This window comes from Nibrella viscosa, from assembly GCF_039541875.1.
GTDB classification, from domain to species: Bacteria; Bacteroidota; Bacteroidia; order Cytophagales; family Spirosomataceae; genus Nibrella; species Nibrella viscosa.
The window spans coordinates 669,282-684,793 of sequence record NZ_BAABHB010000003.1 but is presented as its reverse complement, the minus strand read 5'-3'; the positions used below and the strand labels follow the sequence as shown (position 1 = coordinate 684,793).

Annotated in this window: 14 protein-coding genes; 7 read left to right on the top strand and 7 right to left on the bottom strand. The window is 54.1% G+C overall.

The features are described from left to right. Window positions 1-3 precede the first annotated feature (3 nt). Window positions 4-756, top strand: coding sequence for a zinc ribbon domain-containing protein (locus ABD931_RS11495; RefSeq protein ID WP_345267125.1), 753 nt, complete (start codon window positions 4-6; stop codon window positions 754-756). A 69-nt stretch (window positions 757-825) separates the two neighbouring features. Next, on the top strand, window positions 826-2,295 hold the full coding sequence (locus ABD931_RS11490; protein WP_345267123.1) for a tetratricopeptide repeat protein: 1,470 nt from the start codon (window positions 826-828) through the stop codon (window positions 2,293-2,295). A 60-nt stretch (window positions 2,296-2,355) separates the two neighbouring features. On the opposite strand, the gene ABD931_RS11485 is transcribed toward ABD931_RS11490, so the two are convergent. From ABD931_RS11485 to ABD931_RS11470, 4 genes are all read right to left on the bottom strand, one after another. Then, window positions 2,356-3,165 carry a DUF3298 and DUF4163 domain-containing protein gene (locus ABD931_RS11485; protein ID WP_345267120.1) on the bottom strand — a complete coding sequence of 270 codons (810 nt, stop codon included), beginning with the start codon at window positions 3,163-3,165 and terminating at the stop codon, window positions 2,356-2,358. Between the two features lie 151 nt (window positions 3,166-3,316). Then, a complete protein-coding gene (locus ABD931_RS11480) occupies window positions 3,317-4,045 on the bottom strand; it encodes a LytR/AlgR family response regulator transcription factor (RefSeq protein WP_345267118.1) in 729 nt (242 codons plus the stop codon). Between the two features lie 72 nt (window positions 4,046-4,117). After that, a complete protein-coding gene (locus ABD931_RS11475) occupies window positions 4,118-5,188 on the bottom strand; it encodes a sensor histidine kinase (RefSeq protein ID WP_345267116.1) in 1,071 nt (356 codons plus the stop codon). Between the two features lie 210 nt (window positions 5,189-5,398). Next, window positions 5,399-6,034, bottom strand: a complete 636-nt coding sequence (locus ABD931_RS11470; RefSeq protein WP_345267114.1) for a histidine phosphatase family protein — start codon at window positions 6,032-6,034, stop codon at window positions 5,399-5,401. Window positions 6,035-6,102: 68 nt separating this feature from the next. On the opposite strand from ABD931_RS11470, the gene ABD931_RS11465 reads away from it, so the two are divergent. Next, on the top strand, window positions 6,103-6,519 hold the full coding sequence (locus tag ABD931_RS11465) for a hotdog fold thioesterase (RefSeq protein WP_345267112.1): 417 nt from the start codon (window positions 6,103-6,105) through the stop codon (window positions 6,517-6,519). A gap of 136 nt (window positions 6,520-6,655) precedes the next feature. Further along, a complete protein-coding gene (locus ABD931_RS11460; RefSeq protein ID WP_345267110.1) occupies window positions 6,656-7,882 on the top strand; it encodes a chorismate-binding protein in 1,227 nt (408 codons plus the stop codon). Between the two features lie 55 nt (window positions 7,883-7,937). On the opposite strand, the gene ABD931_RS11455 is transcribed toward ABD931_RS11460, so the two are convergent. Beyond that, complete coding sequence (locus tag ABD931_RS11455) at window positions 7,938-8,141, bottom strand: hypothetical protein (protein WP_345267108.1); 204 nt, start codon at window positions 8,139-8,141, stop codon at window positions 7,938-7,940. A gap of 22 nt (window positions 8,142-8,163) precedes the next feature. After that, a complete protein-coding gene (locus tag ABD931_RS11450) occupies window positions 8,164-8,508 on the bottom strand; it encodes a hypothetical protein (protein WP_345267106.1) in 345 nt (114 codons plus the stop codon). Window positions 8,509-8,678: 170 nt separating this feature from the next. Between ABD931_RS11450 and ABD931_RS11445 the strand changes: the two genes are divergently transcribed. The 3 genes from ABD931_RS11445 (at window position 8,679) to ABD931_RS11435 (ending at window position 14,111) form a co-directional block, all read left to right on the top strand. Then, window positions 8,679-9,707: a glycoside hydrolase family 130 protein gene (locus ABD931_RS11445; RefSeq protein ID WP_345267104.1), complete on the top strand. Its 1,029-nt coding sequence runs from the start codon at window positions 8,679-8,681 to the stop codon at window positions 9,705-9,707. Window positions 9,708-9,746: 39 nt separating this feature from the next. Beyond that, complete coding sequence (locus tag ABD931_RS11440; protein ID WP_345267102.1) at window positions 9,747-12,683, top strand: S9 family peptidase; 2,937 nt, start codon at window positions 9,747-9,749, stop codon at window positions 12,681-12,683. Window positions 12,684-12,827: 144 nt separating this feature from the next. Further along, window positions 12,828-14,111: a beta-propeller fold lactonase family protein gene (locus tag ABD931_RS11435; RefSeq protein ID WP_345267100.1), complete on the top strand. Its 1,284-nt coding sequence runs from the start codon at window positions 12,828-12,830 to the stop codon at window positions 14,109-14,111. 77 nt (window positions 14,112-14,188) lie between these two features. On the opposite strand, the gene ABD931_RS11430 is transcribed toward ABD931_RS11435, so the two are convergent. Next, window positions 14,189-15,409 (bottom strand): alpha/beta hydrolase family protein, encoded by a 1,221-nt coding sequence (locus ABD931_RS11430; protein WP_345267098.1) that lies wholly within the window; start codon window positions 15,407-15,409, stop codon window positions 14,189-14,191. Window positions 15,410-15,512 lie beyond the last annotated feature (103 nt).

Below are 15,512 nucleotides of genomic sequence, written 5' to 3'. Positions count from 1 at the left end.
CGAATGGAACTTACGATTGCTCAGAAGCTGGAAGCCCTTCTAAAACTGCAATCCATTGACTCTCAATTAGACGAAATCATAAAACTGCGCGGTGACCTGCCGGAAGAAGTACGCGATCTGGAAGATGAGATCGCCGGATTTGAAACCCGCATCGGCAAATTCAACGCCGAAATTCAGGCACTGGAAGAAGAGATTGAGCGGAACCGCAACGTTAAAAAAGACGCCGAGAAGCTCATCAACAAGTACAAAGACCAGCAGATGAACGTCCGCAACAACCGCGAATACGACGCCATCTCTAAGGAAATCGAACTGCAATCGCTCGAAATTGAACTGGCCGACAAGCGTATCAACGAAGCCACTTTCCGCATCCGCACGAAGGAGGAAGAGATCAAAGGCACGCAGAACACGCTGAAAGAACGCCAGGAAGACCTAAAAGCCAAAAAGGGCGAACTGGATCAGCTCACGTCGGAAAGTCAGGAAGATGAGAAGAAGCTGATGCAGAATCGGGAAGAGCAGGCGGAACAGATCGAAGAACGGTTGCTGAAATCGTATAATAAGATCCGCAACAACGCCATCAACGGTCTGGCCGTGGTAACGGTGAAGCGCGGTGCCTGTGGCGGCTGCTTCAACGTGGTGCCGCCCCAGCGTCAGGCCGATATCCGGGATAAGAAGAAAATTATCGTTTGTGAGCACTGCGGCCGTATCTTTGCCGATGCCGAAGGTGCTCCTGAACCAGCCACTACCGGTCGCCGGTAAACGTTGCTCAGCCATAATTCCTAAAGGGCTGCCCCCGGGCGGCCTTTTTTATTGCCTTACTTTGCGGCTATGAACCGTTGCCTGCTGTTGTTTTGTCTGCTGCTGTGCCGACCGCTTGCGGCCCAGGATTTTGCCTGGACACCGGGCCTGCAGCGGGCCTATGTCGATCTGCTGAAACTCAAAGTTGCCTCTGCCCGGCAAACCCTGACCGGTGAACCAGTAACCAATGGTATGCATATCTATACCGACGATTTTGCCGACATGGTCACGCTGCTGGTAGCTGACGAGGAGCAGGCCTTTAATCAACTGGCGAAACGCGAGGATCAGCGGCTCAGTCAGCTCCAGAAACTCGATAGCAAGTCGCCCTGGCAGCGGCTGATGCAGGCGGAGGTGAGGCTGCACTGGGCGTTTGTTAAGCTCAAGTTCGGAAAAGAAATCAGCGCCAGTTGGGATATTATCCGGGCCTACAAACTCCTGGCCGAAAATCAGAAACTCTACCCCAGCTTTATTCCTACCTATAAATCGCTGGGCGTATTGCACATCATGATCGGCTCGGTGCCGGAGAATTATACCTGGGTGACCAACCTGCTGGGGCTGAAAGGCAGCATTCGGCAGGGCCTGCTGGAAATTCAGCGGGCGCAGCAGGACCCCATTTTCCGTACCGAATCGCAGATGATTGAACTGCTGGTCCGCGCCTATATCACCCAATTTACCGACGCCGACCAACAGAAACTGAAAGGCCTGGTGCAGGAGCATCCCGACAACCTGCTGATCCATTTTTTTGCCGGCACCACCGCCATGAAAAACGGCCGCAGCGAACAGGCCCTCGCCTACCTGCTCGATCGCCCCAGCGGCCCGGCCTACCTGGCTATGCCGATAATTTATAATCTGTTGGGGGATATTTACCTGCAAAAAGGCCGTTACCAGCAGGCGCTTCAACAATACCAGCAGTTTCTGACTACCTACCGGGGGCAAAACTTCCTGAAAGATTCGTATTACAAGCAGTTCCTATGCTACTGGCTGACCAACAACGATACCCGTGCGATTCCACTGCTTCAGCAGGTACAACAGGTGGGCCACACCGTGGTGGAGTCCGACAAAGCCGCCCAGAAATTTGCCGAAAGCTTTTTCAGCAAGACCATCTCCAGCCAGCAGAAAATTCTGATGCAGGCCCGGCTGGCTACCGACGGCGGCTACCTTGATACCGCGCTGACGCTCATGCGCTCTTACCCGGAAGCCCACTTTATCCAACTCCCCGACCGCGCTGAATACAACTACCGACTGGGCCGCATTTATCAGCGCAGCCACGAACCCGATCAGGCTATCCCCTGCTTCGAACGCGCCATCGCCCTCAGCGAATCCGCACAGCTTTCGTTTGGCGCTACTTCAGCGCTACAACTGGGCTACATCTATCAACAGAAGCGCAACATTGCCAAAGCCCGCCAGTACTTCGAGAAAGCTCTCAGCTACAAAAAGCACGAATACAAGAACAGCGTCGACAACAAGGCCCGAGCAGGGTTGACGAGTTTGGAGGAGTAACCTGGAATTGTATTCCGGGTGTTTTGTCTGCGACGCCCGGAATACAATTCCAGGCTACAGCTACAGCACCCCCTCCTGCAGCACCTCCTTAATCTCCCGATACGGCACAACAATTTCGATAGGACCCTGTGCGTAGGCGGCAATCTCGTACGGGTTGTAGTAGAAGATCAGCCCCTTGCGGCCAACGCCCACGTGTTCGGGCAGCACAAACCGACCGGTCTCGGCAAAGTAGCCCTCTTCTTCCAACCGCTGCTCCTCGGAGATACCTTGTTTCAGCCGGAAAATCCGCTCCACAATGGGCGCTAGTGCCGTGGTATCGGTTACGAGATCAGACAGGCGAAGCTGCCTGCCCGTTGCCCGGTCGAAGGAATAATACGTAGAGAACGTGTTCGGATGCGCCCCACCGGTATTGGCATACGTTTCCATCCGGATCGTCAGGACCTGGGGGCCTACATAGACCGTATCGCCTTTGATCTCCAACTCCCAGCAGCCACCCACCATCCCGACATCTTTCAGGAGCCGGCGGTAATCGGCCGCAAACAAATGGGCCGCAGCTGCCAGATCGGTTGGCTGTCTGGTATCAGGAGCGGAATCCAGCCAGCCCATTACACTGGACCGAACCAGGGCCTGTACCGAATCATTGATGATTTGACTTGCTTTTGTCGGGTCCTTCAGCAGGACATAATCAGCCCTGAACGAAATACCCCGACGCGTGGTGGTGTCGCATCGGCCGGCTCCCGTATATTCATACTGCTGACGCTGAATGGTCGGTTTTTCGGGCGACGAAGGGGCATCAAGTTCAATGGAAGAAGTACTAACACGGCAGGCCGTGAACAAACAGAGTAGTGATAATGGAAATAGCCGTTTCATTGTAGGCGTAGCGCCGGAGATCCCGCTACGATGGCCGAAAATTAGAGATAACTTAGCAGCACACCAAATGAAAAGTAGATTAAAACCATAGATTTTACCTATTCTATGTTAATATGTTTGGTGAACAGGATGGTCTCCGAATAAAATCTGGCTATAAGCTCATCAGATCTTTGAACCGGATGGCCTGCCGCCGACTGATTTCAATCTTATCTCCCCCTTGCAGTGTCACCAGTAGCCCGCCACTAAACCAGGGTTCAATTTTATCTATCCAATTCAGGTTAATGATGTGCTTGCGATTGGCCCGGAAAAACGTATTCGGGTCGAGCCGGTCTTCCAGGCTGTTAAGTGACTTCAGTACAAGCGGCTTCTGATCGTCGAAATACAACCGGACATAATTCCCCATCGACTCGAATAGCCGGACCTTACCCAGCTTCACGAACCAGCATTTCTCACCGTCTTTGACAAACACCTGGTCGTTTTCGCCCAGCATTTTATTATTTTCCCCAAGGGGCGTATCCGGCAGCGGCTGGTGATTTTCCTCCACTCGGTTGATAGCCTCCGTCAGCCGGTTCAGGTCGACGGGCTTGAGCAGGTAATCCAGCGCGTTAAACTCAAACGCTTTGAGGGCATATTCGTCGTAGGCTGTGGTAAAAATAACCTCCGGTGCCTTACCATCGATAGACTGCAGCAGTTCAAACCCATTTTTGCCGGGCATCTGAATGTCCAGAAACAGCAGGTCGGGTTGCAGTTCTTCAATAAGCTTTACGCCTTCGTCGGCATTGGCGGCTTCGCCAATCACTTCTACTTTTGGAAAATTCTCCAGCAACCGGCGCAGTTCATTCCGGGCCAGCCGTTCATCATCAATCAATAGGGCGCGCATAAGGTGGTTTGAAGTTTGAAGTTTGAAGTTTGAGGTTAACAAGGCGGAGCAACTTCAAACCTCAAACGCTCTTTATTCCGTTGTTGCTTTTTCAGGGACTCGCTTAAAGATACTATCCGATTGCATCGGAATGGTCATTTCGGCGCAGACGACATTCTCCGATTCCTGGAAGATCCGGAACGTGGCCTCCGATCCATAGAGCAGGTCTAGCCGCTGCACCGTATTTTTCAGGCCAAAGCCCCCAGTCTCCTCTTTACTGCCCAGTATACCCGTGTTCCGTATCCGGATCTGGAGCATATCATGCTCCAGCCAGGTTACCAATTCGATGAAGCCACCCCCAACGGGTTTTGACACACCATGTTTTATGGCGTTCTCTACCAGGGTTTGCAACATCATAGGCGGTACCTGCCAGTAGATCGTCTTGGGATCAACGTTTACCTGGCACACCAGCCGGTCTTCGTAACGCACCTTTTCAAGGGCCAGGTAATCTTCTACGGTCTTAATCTCCTCGCGCAGCTCTACCGTTTTCCGGCGGTCGGCCAGCAGGGAGTTTCGCAAAATGTTGGATAGCTGGGTAATGCCCTGCTGCGCTTTGTTCGGGTTTTCGATCACTAGCGCCCGGATACTATTAAGCGCGTTAAAGACGAAGTGAGGATTCAACTGCGAGCGAAGTACTTTAGCCTCGGTTTCCCGAATAGAAGTTTTCAGCAGAATTTTTTCAATCTCGGCATCACGGGTCCGTTCAACATAATGGTAGGCGGTATAGCTCAGAATCCAGGCCAGCATAGTTTTGCCCCAACTCAGCATATACCCCATAAAAGCAACCGGTTCTTTGACAAACAGGTCGGGCAGGAGTTCACTATCGAAGGGTATATTCACCAGAGTCATGATAAACGCCAATACCAGCACGGAAGTTAACACCCTGGGCACCAGTTGATGAAACGGTAGCCGCACCCAGTTCCAGTGCTTAATCGCCAGCCGGTAGGTATGCGTCAGCACAATACCGAGAATAATGTTAGCAATGGCTAAATAAAACAGATCAATATCAAACCCGTATTCCAGCCAGTAGGCAACAAACTCTACCATAATCAGGAGCGTCCAGCCGGCAATCTGACAAAACCAATATATCTTTTTTTTCGCCATGTCTGCTTACAACGGGTCCAGCAACGGACCTTACACGAAAGTACGGTTTTTTCGGCAAGGGGCGTTGCCGAATACACCAGCGGGAAATAGTAATGAACAATGAATAATTTGAAATGAACAGCGGCAGCAGCTACCTTTTGCCCAGCCCGACTGCTCTTTACTGAAAAGGCAGTAGGGGCAGCAACTTACCGATGCAGCTTTAGGATTTTTTTAAGCCAGGGCGAGGGTGAGCAGGTGGGTACTATCGTTGGATAGCTCGATGGTGAACTCGTTGGTGTCGTAGGAGTAGCTTAACTTGTAGAGACAGAGGTTGCTGTGTTCATATTGATCCATATGCGACAGCGGCTGTTTCATCAGCCACGACAGCAGAATCCGAATGGCACGGCCGTGCATAGCTACTAAAATAGTTTTTTCTTCGGGACGAGACAAAATAAGGTCAATTACCGGCTTTTGGCGTTCCATGACCTGTTCCGGACTTTCACCGTTTTCGGTGGATACCGATGTCTGGCCGTCGGCCCAGCTATCGATCAGGTTGCGGTAATACTCATTGTCGTAGCTATTTGGCACTTTGCCTTCCATGATGCCCCAACTGATCTCATTCAGACCTTCGTGACTTTCGTAAGGCAGGCCGAGGTCCAGAAACGGCTGAACGGTCTGGATGGTTCGCTTCAGTTTGGACGTGTAGATTCTATCGAAACTAACGTGCTGATAGGCCTGAAAAAACGCCAGAGCCTGCGCCAGGCCCATATCGTTCAGATCGGAATCTACGCCACTTCCCTGCACTATTCCCTGACGATTATAATTCGTCTCCCCGTGCCGAATCAGATATATCGTTTTTCGTTTCAAGCGGTTAGCTTTGCCGTTTATCTTCAAACACCAAATCAGGCGCAAAACTAGGAAATTTTATCCTCAATATGAACAAACCATTTTCTTTAGATCAATTGAACGGCTTCGGCCGCCAGTCGATGTCCGATCATTTAGGCATTGAATTTACTGAAGCCGGCGACGACTACATCATTGCCCGGATGCCCGTCGATCACCGCACACACCAGCCCTTCGGCATTCTGCACGGCGGAGCCTCCGTTGCCCTGGCCGAAACACTGGGTAGTGTAGCCTCCTTTCTGTCACTGGAAGACCCTGAACATCAACGGGCAGTAGGTTTGGAAATTAACGCCAACCACATCCGCTCCGTGCGCGACGGCTGGGTTTACGGCAAAGTAACGCCCATTCACCGCGGCCGCACTACCCATGTCTGGGACATCCGCATCACCGACGAGCAGCAGAAACTCGTCTGCGTCAGCCGCATCACCATTGCCGTGCTGACGGTGTAATGTACGGGTCAGCCGAATCGTCGGACCGCTCCGCCTGGCCCGCACATTGGCCCCTATATTTTCCCTCCTTTTTTGCACAAAAAGCATAGACAAACTGTTACGTTGATGAACCTGACCGTAGTCTGAATTACGTAATATGGAGCTTTATCCGACATTGTCCGTACCTGTAGATACCCAACCCTCCGCCCCGCAACTCTGGCGGGCCGCCTACGAAACCGGCTGCCCCGCTGCCTTGTGGAGGCTACCCAATCGCCCCGAGAAACATCTGATTATCCATTTTGGCGACGAATTGCCGCAGGTACCCGCCGACCTGGAGGAACTGCCCGCCGGTTTTGCCGTTAGCCCATTTGACAATCCGGATAATGAGCGAACCCTCTTTCTGCGGGCCGATGCTCACTACATCTTTCAGCGCGATGAGTTCAATGAGAACTTATCAAAAACAGACAATAAACAAGCCGAAGCTTTCTACCAGGCAGTGGAGCGGTTACTAATCGCTCCTGCTCAGCAGCGAGTACCTGTTACCCAAGTTACAGCTTTATCGAAGCCGGAAGAGCAGCGTCGGTTTGAGGCTGCGGTGGCCGAAGCTACATCTCAAATCCAGCAGGGGGAGTTTCGGAAGGTGGTCATTAGCCGCACCAAAACGGTGGCGTTTTCTGCCGAGCCGGATGTAGTGCAATTGTTTGAAAAACTCTGCGAGGCTTACCCGACGGCGTTTGTATCGGTGGTATGGCTACCCGAACGGCGGCAGGTCTGGATCAGCGCCACGCCCGAACGACTGGTGAGCGTTGATGCCGATGGCATTTTCCGGACGGTAGCGCTGGCCGGTACCCAATCGGCTTACGACGTCGACGGCCGGCTGAAACGTACCTCCGAAGCGGCCTGGACACAGAAAGAAATTGAGGAGCAAGCCCTGGTTGGCCGCTACATTATTGGCTGCTTTAAGAAGATACGGCTGCGGGAATACATTGAAGAAGGGCCAAAGACAGCCATTGCGGGTAACCTGATGCATCTGAAGTCTGATTTTACAGTCGACACCAAAGCGGTCAACTTCCCGCAGTTGGGTACGGTCATGCTCCGGCTGCTGCACCCGACCTCAGCTGTGTGCGGCATGCCCCGCGAAGCTGCCGGCGAGTTTATCCGGCAGCACGAAACCCACGACCGCGAGCTATACAGTGGCTTCCTCGGTCCGGTCAATATACAGGCCGAAAGCCATCTGTTCGTGCATATCCGCTGCCTGAAACTGGAAGGTCAGACCGCCACCCTTTATGCTGGTGCCGGCCTGACCGAAGACTCCCTCCCCGACCGCGAATGGCACGAAACCGAAATGAAATGCCAAACGCTGTTGAGAGTGATAAATGCATAATGATGAATGATGAATGTAGATATGCGTCAGCCCATTCATCGTTAATCATTCATCATTAAATATCGTCTCTCCCTTCCGCCTTGTCCTCGTCCGGTCCGGTGGTGCCGCCGGTGTTTTCGAGCCGCTGCTCCAGGTTGTTGCGGTTGCCCTGGGCACTGGCGGCCGACGATTGGGTTTCGCTGTCGGGAGCCGTTTCTTCAGGTGTATTGGACCGCTCGTACGCTTCCTGATTTTCTTCGTTTGTTTCTTCTGGGTTCATAGCATTGTGGCATGGAGTAATATTACCAGCGGCCCCGTAAGGTGCTGTCGTCGTCTATATCGTCTTCGACATCATCGTCCAGGTCTTCGTCGTCAATATCCTCATCGTCCTCATCAAAATCATCGTCGTCCTCATCAGCGAACGCATCATCTTCGTCATCAACGGTGAGATCTTCCAGTTCTTCATCTTCGTCATCGTCTACCCCGCCATAGCCCCGACCGGCCCCGGAGCCGACATCGTCGTAGTCGGCCGCTAATTGGGGGGCCATAAGCGTAGAATCTTTTTCGATGCCGGTATAGCCGGTTAGTGTGCCTGCGGTAGCTGAATTCATGAGGTCGTCGCGACGCGTTGTGTGCTGGCTTGTCATAGTACCGAGTAAGTTGGGGTGTTCACAAAGTGATTAAATTTTCTTCCACATAACCCGCCACTTCTCCGAAGGTTTTCCGGGAGATAAAAAGATTTGAGCAAACGGCCTGTAACCGAATCTGCCTGTTTTGGTTTATTCCCTGTAACACGCAATTATGAGCAACTTGCCCGATGAGAAACTATTCGCTACGCCGGCTCTCCGACCAGCCTATTCTGAAAACTACCGACCTGAAACCCGCTATGGAAGGCTTTGAGGTGTTAGGTGCTTTTAACCCGGCCGCCTGCCGGGTCGGCGATCAGGTTTTGTTGCTGCTCCGCGTAGCCGAAGCCCCTCGGCCCGAAAAAGGCTGGCTGCACGTGCCTGTGGTGGTGCATACCGACGGCGTACCACGCTTGACCGTCAAAACGTTTCGCGAACCCAGAGAGCCCTACGATCCCCGTGTCGTTACCATTGATGGCAAAGTGTATCTCACCTCCCTGAGCCACCTTCGTCTGGCCCGCAGTCACGACGGCATTCACTTCATTCCCGACGATAAACCGTTTCTGTTTCCGACCCGCGCCGACGAGGCATTTGGCGTAGAAGACGCCCGCATTACCTTTCTGGAAGGCAAGTACTGGATTACCTACACGGCTGTTTCGGAACGCGGGCCAGGTGTTGGCCTGGCGCAGACCCATGACTTTACTGATGTAAACCGGATTGGCATGGTGCTGCCTCCGCCCAACAAAGATGCCTGCCTGTTTCCAGATCGCATCAATGACAAATACCTGATGCTGCACCGGCCAATGGTTCACGAAATTGGCAAACCCTCGATCTGGCTGAGCGAGTCACCGGATGGGATTCACTGGGGGCAGCACCGCTATGTGTTTGGGCCATCAGACAAGAATTGGGAGTACCAGAAAATTGGAGCTGGTCCCGAACCCATCCTCACCGACGAGGGTTGGCTGGTTTGCTACCACGGCACCAGCCAGACTACGGAGTATGCGCTGGCGCTGGCGCTGCTGGACGGCGACAGCCCCAGCCGGATCATCGGCCGCTCTGCCGTACCGCTTCTGACACCGGAATTAGCCTGGGAACGGGAAGGCTTCTTTCCAAACGTGGTATTCTCCAACGGCTGGATCCAGTGGCCCGATAATCGGATCTGGGTCTATTACGGAGCCGCCGATTACGGAGTAGGACTGGCCGAGTTAACATCCGGATAATTTGCGTAAATTCGTCGGTAAATCGCTTTGTCTTATCCTATGAGCCAACGTCCCGTTCTCCTTTGTGCGCTGTTTCTAACCAGTCTCTCCGTTTTAGCCCAAACCAAACGCCCGCTCACTCATGCCGATTACGACCGGTGGCAGAGTGTACGCTCCGAAAGAATCACCAACGACGGCCGCTGGATCGGCTACCAGATTGACCCACAGGAAGGCGATGGGCTGCTGGAGCTTCGCGAAGCCAGAAATCCTGGTAACCGATTTTTTTTTCCGCGTGGCTACCAGGCACAGTTCAGCCACGACAGCCGGTTTTTGGTGATGCGACTGAAGGTGCCCTACGCTGAGATCCGTACGGCCAAACGCAAGAAACTGAAAGCCGAGCTGATGCCCAAAGACAGCCTGCTGGTCTTTGACCTGAATACGCGTGCCCACACTAAACTGCCCAATGTCAAATCGTTTATGCTGGGCAAAGAAGGCGGCTCCTGGCTGGCCGTTTTGCAGGAAGGCAATCAGGGGAATACGGTAGCAAGCGCGGCTGCACCGCTCCCGGCAGGAGCCAAATCAGATTCTATTGTGCCCGCTCCTAACTCCCGGTCGGCGGCTGCCGCTAAGCCCAGAACGACCACCAGAAAACCGAAAGGTGACCTGCTGACGCTGCTCAACATGGCCGATGGTACCCGCCAAACCTTCCGGTATGTTTCTAATGTAGTGGTTTCTGAAAACGGCAGAACGTTTTTCTACAGCAAGGAAGCCGTGAATGACTCGCTGAAAACCGCCGGCATTTACCTCTTCGATACGCAGAAACAGGCCGAGACGCTGATCGATACCAGTTCGCTGCGGAAGGTCTATAAAGGGCTGGCCATCGATAAAGCCGGTACCCAGTTGGCCTGGATGGCTACAGCCGACAGCGCCGGGGCCGAAGCCAAAGTCTTTGCGCTGTATTACAAAAATCTGCTGCCACCGGCTCCGGCAAAGGGCAAACCCGCCAAAATGAAACCGGTAGCCACCGCAGCACCATTCCGCCTGCTGGTAGACACAACGACCACCAGCCTGCCCAAAGGCTGGACGGTGAATGAATTCACCACACCCCGCTTCGCCGAAGATGGGGGGTGGCTATACTTTGCTACAGCGCCCAAACCCGTACCCGCACGTAAAGACACACTGACGCCCGACGATGAGAAGGTAAAAATGGATATCTGGAGCTGGACCGACAACCGCCTGCAACCCATGCAACAGAAACGGCTGAAGCAGGAAAAAGAACAGGGCTTTACAACCGTATTCGACGTAGCCTCCGGCCGTGTTACGCAACTGGCCACCCGTGAGATACCGACGGTGCAGGTCGATTATAAGACAAAGCATAAACACTTGCTCGGCCTCAGCGACCTCCCCTATCAGGTTATCAGTTCCTGGGATCCCGGCCATACCGATCTGTACCTGATCGATACCGAAACCGGCAAACCCACAAAAATCGCCAATGATGCGATGGTGTCGGAGCCGCGCCTGTCGCCCGGTGGCCTGTACGTAACCTGGTACGACGAGCGCGATTCGCTCTGGCGGGCGTGGTCGGTGCGGGAAGGCAAGCGCGTTGACCTGACGCGTGGCCTGCCGGCCAAGTTCTTCGACGAAGAGCATGATACTCCGAATCTGCCCGGCAGCTACGGCTCGGCCGGCTGGACCACCGGCGACCGTTACTTCTGGCTGTATGACCGGTACGACATCTGGCAGATCGACCCCACCGGCCGCGAAAAGCCCGTCAACCTGACAGCCGGCTACGGCCGCAAACACAAGATCCAGCTCCGCCGGGCCAACCTCGACCGGACCGACGGCCCGGCCGACGACCGCGCCATCAACCCCAGCGCGGAACTCTGGCTGACCGGCTATTGGGAAAGCGACAAATCCACCGGTATTCTCAAGAAAAAAGGCAATGACCTATCAGCCGAGCCGGTGGTGCTGACCCACAGTAACCACCGCTATACCGGGCTGGCGAAGGCGAAGGATGCCCCGACACTGACGTTCTACCGGGGTAACTTCCAGGAGCCGGTCAACATCTACGCGACCGATACCACCCTGGCCACGCCCGTCCAGCTTACCCGCATTAATCCGCAGCAGGACAGCATCCGCTGGGGTAGCGTGGAGCTGGTCAACTGGATGGGGAATAACGGAGTTAAGCTGGAAGGGCTGCTGTACAAGCCGGAGGATTTCGACCCGAAGAAGAAATACCCCATGCTGGTGTACTATTACGAACGCAACAACCAGACCCTGAACGACTACCGTGCTCCGGCCCCCAGCCGCTCTACCATTAATATTCCGTACTGCATCTCCAACGGCTACCTGGTCTTTGTGCCGGATATTGTGTACACCACCGGCGCCCCCGGCCCCAACGCCTACGACTGCATTGTGCCGGGTGTGCTGAGCCTGATGGACCGGGGGTTTGTGGACCGGGAGCGTATCGGGCTACAGGGCCAGAGTTGGGGTGGCTACCAGACCGCCTACATCATTACCCGCACCAACATGTTCAAAGTCGCTATGGCTGGTGCGCCCGTCGCCAACATGACCAGCGCCTACGGGGGCATCCGCTGGGGAACCGGCATGAGCCGGATGTTCCAGTACGAACGAACGCAGAGCCGCATTGGCGGTACCCTCTGGGACAAGCCCCTGAACTACATCGAAAACTCTCCGCTGTTCTACGCCAACCGCATCACTACGCCCCTGCTGATGATGCACAACGATGCCGACGGAGCCGTGCCCTGGTACCAGGGCATTGAGATGTTCTCGGCGCTGCGCCGGCTCAACAAGCCCGTCTGGATGCTGGTCTACAACGGCGAAGACCACAACCTGACGCAGCGGCACAACGCCAAAGACCTGAGCATCCGAATGTACCAGTTCTTCGACCATTACCTGAAAGACGCACCGGCTCCGGTCTGGATGACCGAGGGCCGATCTGCCGTGGAAAAAGACCGGGGCGAAATGAAGTACTGATTAAAAATGGCAACCCCAAACAGGATTTTTCGGACAATTCACAATACCGTACATTCTGGCTCGTATTAGCAGTATTCCCGTAGGATATTTGCCCGCTTCGGTTATATTTGCGGGAATCCTAACAATTAACGACAACCGTAAAACATGAAAAAACAAAGTTTTGCCATTGCTTTATCTATGATGGCGGGGGCTGCTCTGGCTCAGCAGGGACCCGTTCAGTTCAGTGCCCGAGGCATTGTAGCCTTGTCGGATGCCGACATGTCAGCCTCGGCGTTTGTAGACGGTAATTTGTACAAAGAAAAGGGCGTTCGGGACGCGCTCACGACCATTCAGTTCCCGCTCGACCGCAATACCGACAAGATGGGCTCGGTTGTTGTTTCCAACTCAATGACGCTGCTCGACAAGCCGCTGGCCGTTTCCAACAATGGCCGCGTGGCCTTTGTGCTGGAAGGACGTGGTCAGGTTTCCGACAGCGTGGCTACCCTGAAAAACGGTATCAACGACCTGCCGGCGAGCAATGCCATGTACATCGTCGACATCAGCAATGCGGCCAAACCAACGGTAAAATTCCGCTTTCCGACCGGCGGCTCGCTGACCGCCCTGGCCATCACTCCGCAGAGCAACGCCCTAATCGTGGCCTCTGCCGATGCCGGAAAAGAGTTGAAGATTATTGAAATTGATAATACCGGCAAACCCACCCGCGTGTTAACGGCGGAAGCGCCCACCAAAAGCGGGCAGATTACCGACCTGACCTTTCACCCAAGTGGTCAGTTTGTCGCTTACAGCATTGCCGGCTCTCAGGAAGTTGGATTAATGAAATATGCCATCGACAATGCCAGCAAAAAGCCGTACCTGATCGCCCACGGTGCACCAATTAAAGTGGGTGCCATGCCGGGAACGGGTAAGTTCACCGCCGATGGTAAATTCTTCGTACTAACCGACTCTAAGAAAGCTGCCAGCGCGCAGGGATCCGGTGCCGGTGAAGCCTTCGTAATCCAGTTTAGCACGGAAGATAAGCCAGGTGAGCACAAAATTGTGTCGCAGGCTGCTACCGGCGAAAGCCCCGAAGCGCTGGCCATCAGCCCCGACGGCGCTACCATTATCATCGCCAACTCAAACCAGTCATACCTGCCGTTCAACAGTGGCAAAGCCGGCAAAAGCTCGCTGTCGGTGTACTCCCTGGGGCAGGACGGTAAGCTGACGCTGGCTAACGAATACCCCTTTGACGGTATCATGCCACAGGCCGTTGAGTTTGACAAGACCGGCGATGCCATTGCCGTAGCCGTATCGGAGTACCTCGATTACGGTACCCGCACCGGCGGTATCGAATTCTGGCGCGTCACCAAAGACGACAAACCCGCGCTGACCAAACAACCTGGCCGCATCAGCGTCACCCGCGGGGTTCACGCTCTGAAAGTGATTCAGTAACATAGCTGTGCCCGTACCTGAAAAGCCGCCCCATGGCGGGGCGGCTTTTTTTGGTTATTATCAACAAACAAAGCCGTTTAAGCCTCCTTTCCCACCGAGTTAAAGAAGCTGAACGTCCCCAGAATGTAATCAACGATAGCTGTACCGTGGTTGCGGCCGCGCAGCGTAATCAGCTCTATATTGGTGGCCCCCCGCTTCCGCATGGCGTCGTAAGCGTCTTTTGAGTTGAAGTAAAACACCATATTGTCGGCGTCACCGTGGTACAATTGAGTCGGCGTTTTCGGCTTCCAGTCGTACACATCGTTGTCGCCCACCGCCTGCAGAAAAGTCTTATCGGTGCCGTTGTTGATCGCCTTCCGGAATTCCTCCGTAAAGATTTGGTTCAGGCTGACGGAGATCCCGGCATTCTGCAGCTGGGCCTCGATCCGGGCGGCATACGGCGGCTTTACATAATAAAAGACAGGCCGCTCCGGGCTATACAGCCGGTTGTAGGTCAGCATCACCCACAGGTAATTGCGGTTGAAGCCCGAAATACCATGCGTGGGGTTGTTGACCAAGTGCTGCATAAACGCCGTTTTGTGGTAGGCACCGGCCCCGGCACTGGACGCTATCAGGTTGAACTCATCCGGATACTCCTCTTCCAGCTTTTTCTGCAGCGACATAGTCGCGTAGCCACCTTCGGAATAACCGGCAATGAACAGTCGCTTATCCCAGCCCGTTCTGTTGGCCTCCATAAACTCACGAGCGGCTCGCAGCATATCGAACGAAGCCGTAGCCAGACTCTCCCGGTGCTCGTACGGATGCGGCAGGTTCTTCGAGGCACCGTAGCCAATGTAGTCCGGGACGGCAATGATGTAGCCGATCGACGAAAATACCGACCCAAAGGTATACGCTTCGCTGCCCGGCTTGTAGTTAGATGGAGCTTCATAATTGCTGTGGATGGTGCCGTGCTGCATACTAATCATTGAATACAGACCGGCACTATCCGGAACCAGCAGCGCCCCCGATGCCTGTATGGTCTTGCCATCTGTATTGGTCGTATTGTATACAATCCGGTACGCCTTGATCCCATGCCGGATCAGAAACCGGAAAGCCAACTGCGAACCCGAAAAGCGGTTCCGCAGTTGATCGGCCGAATACTGCCCGATCAGGGTTGCATCGACCAGCGCCGGCTTCAACCGAGCCGGGGTTTCAACCGGCTCGTCTTGCACTTGCTCCGACTTGCATCCGGCAGATCCTACTACCACCATACCAGATAAACCGCAGGCCAGCGCCAGGGAGAACAATGATTTAAGCATGTATGTGCATAAAAACGAAAGAATAACCAAGTTGATGTAGCTACATTAGTCTTTACAGAAAACAACCTGCGCCAGTAAAACGTTTCGGATTCTCTACTAAACA

What these genes read in the sequence shown, in the direction of transcription:
- ABD931_RS11495 (WP_345267125.1), top strand. Translation starts at nt 4, where the DNA reads ATGGAACTTACGATTGCTCAGAAGCTGGAAGCCCTTCTAAAACTGCAA.
- ABD931_RS11485 (WP_345267120.1), bottom strand. Translation starts at nt 3,165, where the DNA reads ATGAAACGGCTATTTCCATTATCACTACTCTGTTTGTTCACGGCCTGC.
- ABD931_RS11440 (WP_345267102.1), top strand. Translation starts at nt 9,747, where the DNA reads ATGAGCCAACGTCCCGTTCTCCTTTGTGCGCTGTTTCTAACCAGTCTC.
- ABD931_RS11450 (WP_345267106.1), bottom strand. Translation starts at nt 8,508, where the DNA reads ATGACAAGCCAGCACACAACGCGTCGCGACGACCTCATGAATTCAGCT.
- ABD931_RS11490 (WP_345267123.1), top strand. Translation starts at nt 826, where the DNA reads ATGAACCGTTGCCTGCTGTTGTTTTGTCTGCTGCTGTGCCGACCGCTT.
- ABD931_RS11460 (WP_345267110.1), top strand. Translation starts at nt 6,656, where the DNA reads ATGGAGCTTTATCCGACATTGTCCGTACCTGTAGATACCCAACCCTCC.
- ABD931_RS11475 (WP_345267116.1), bottom strand. Translation starts at nt 5,188, where the DNA reads ATGGCGAAAAAAAAGATATATTGGTTTTGTCAGATTGCCGGCTGGACG.
- ABD931_RS11465 (WP_345267112.1), top strand. Translation starts at nt 6,103, where the DNA reads ATGAACAAACCATTTTCTTTAGATCAATTGAACGGCTTCGGCCGCCAG.
- ABD931_RS11455 (WP_345267108.1), bottom strand. Translation starts at nt 8,141, where the DNA reads ATGAACCCAGAAGAAACAAACGAAGAAAATCAGGAAGCGTACGAGCGG.
- ABD931_RS11445 (WP_345267104.1), top strand. Translation starts at nt 8,679, where the DNA reads ATGAGAAACTATTCGCTACGCCGGCTCTCCGACCAGCCTATTCTGAAA.
- ABD931_RS11435 (WP_345267100.1), top strand. Translation starts at nt 12,828, where the DNA reads ATGAAAAAACAAAGTTTTGCCATTGCTTTATCTATGATGGCGGGGGCT.
- ABD931_RS11480 (WP_345267118.1), bottom strand. Translation starts at nt 4,045, where the DNA reads ATGCGCGCCCTATTGATTGATGATGAACGGCTGGCCCGGAATGAACTG.
- ABD931_RS11430 (WP_345267098.1), bottom strand. Translation starts at nt 15,409, where the DNA reads ATGCTTAAATCATTGTTCTCCCTGGCGCTGGCCTGCGGTTTATCTGGT.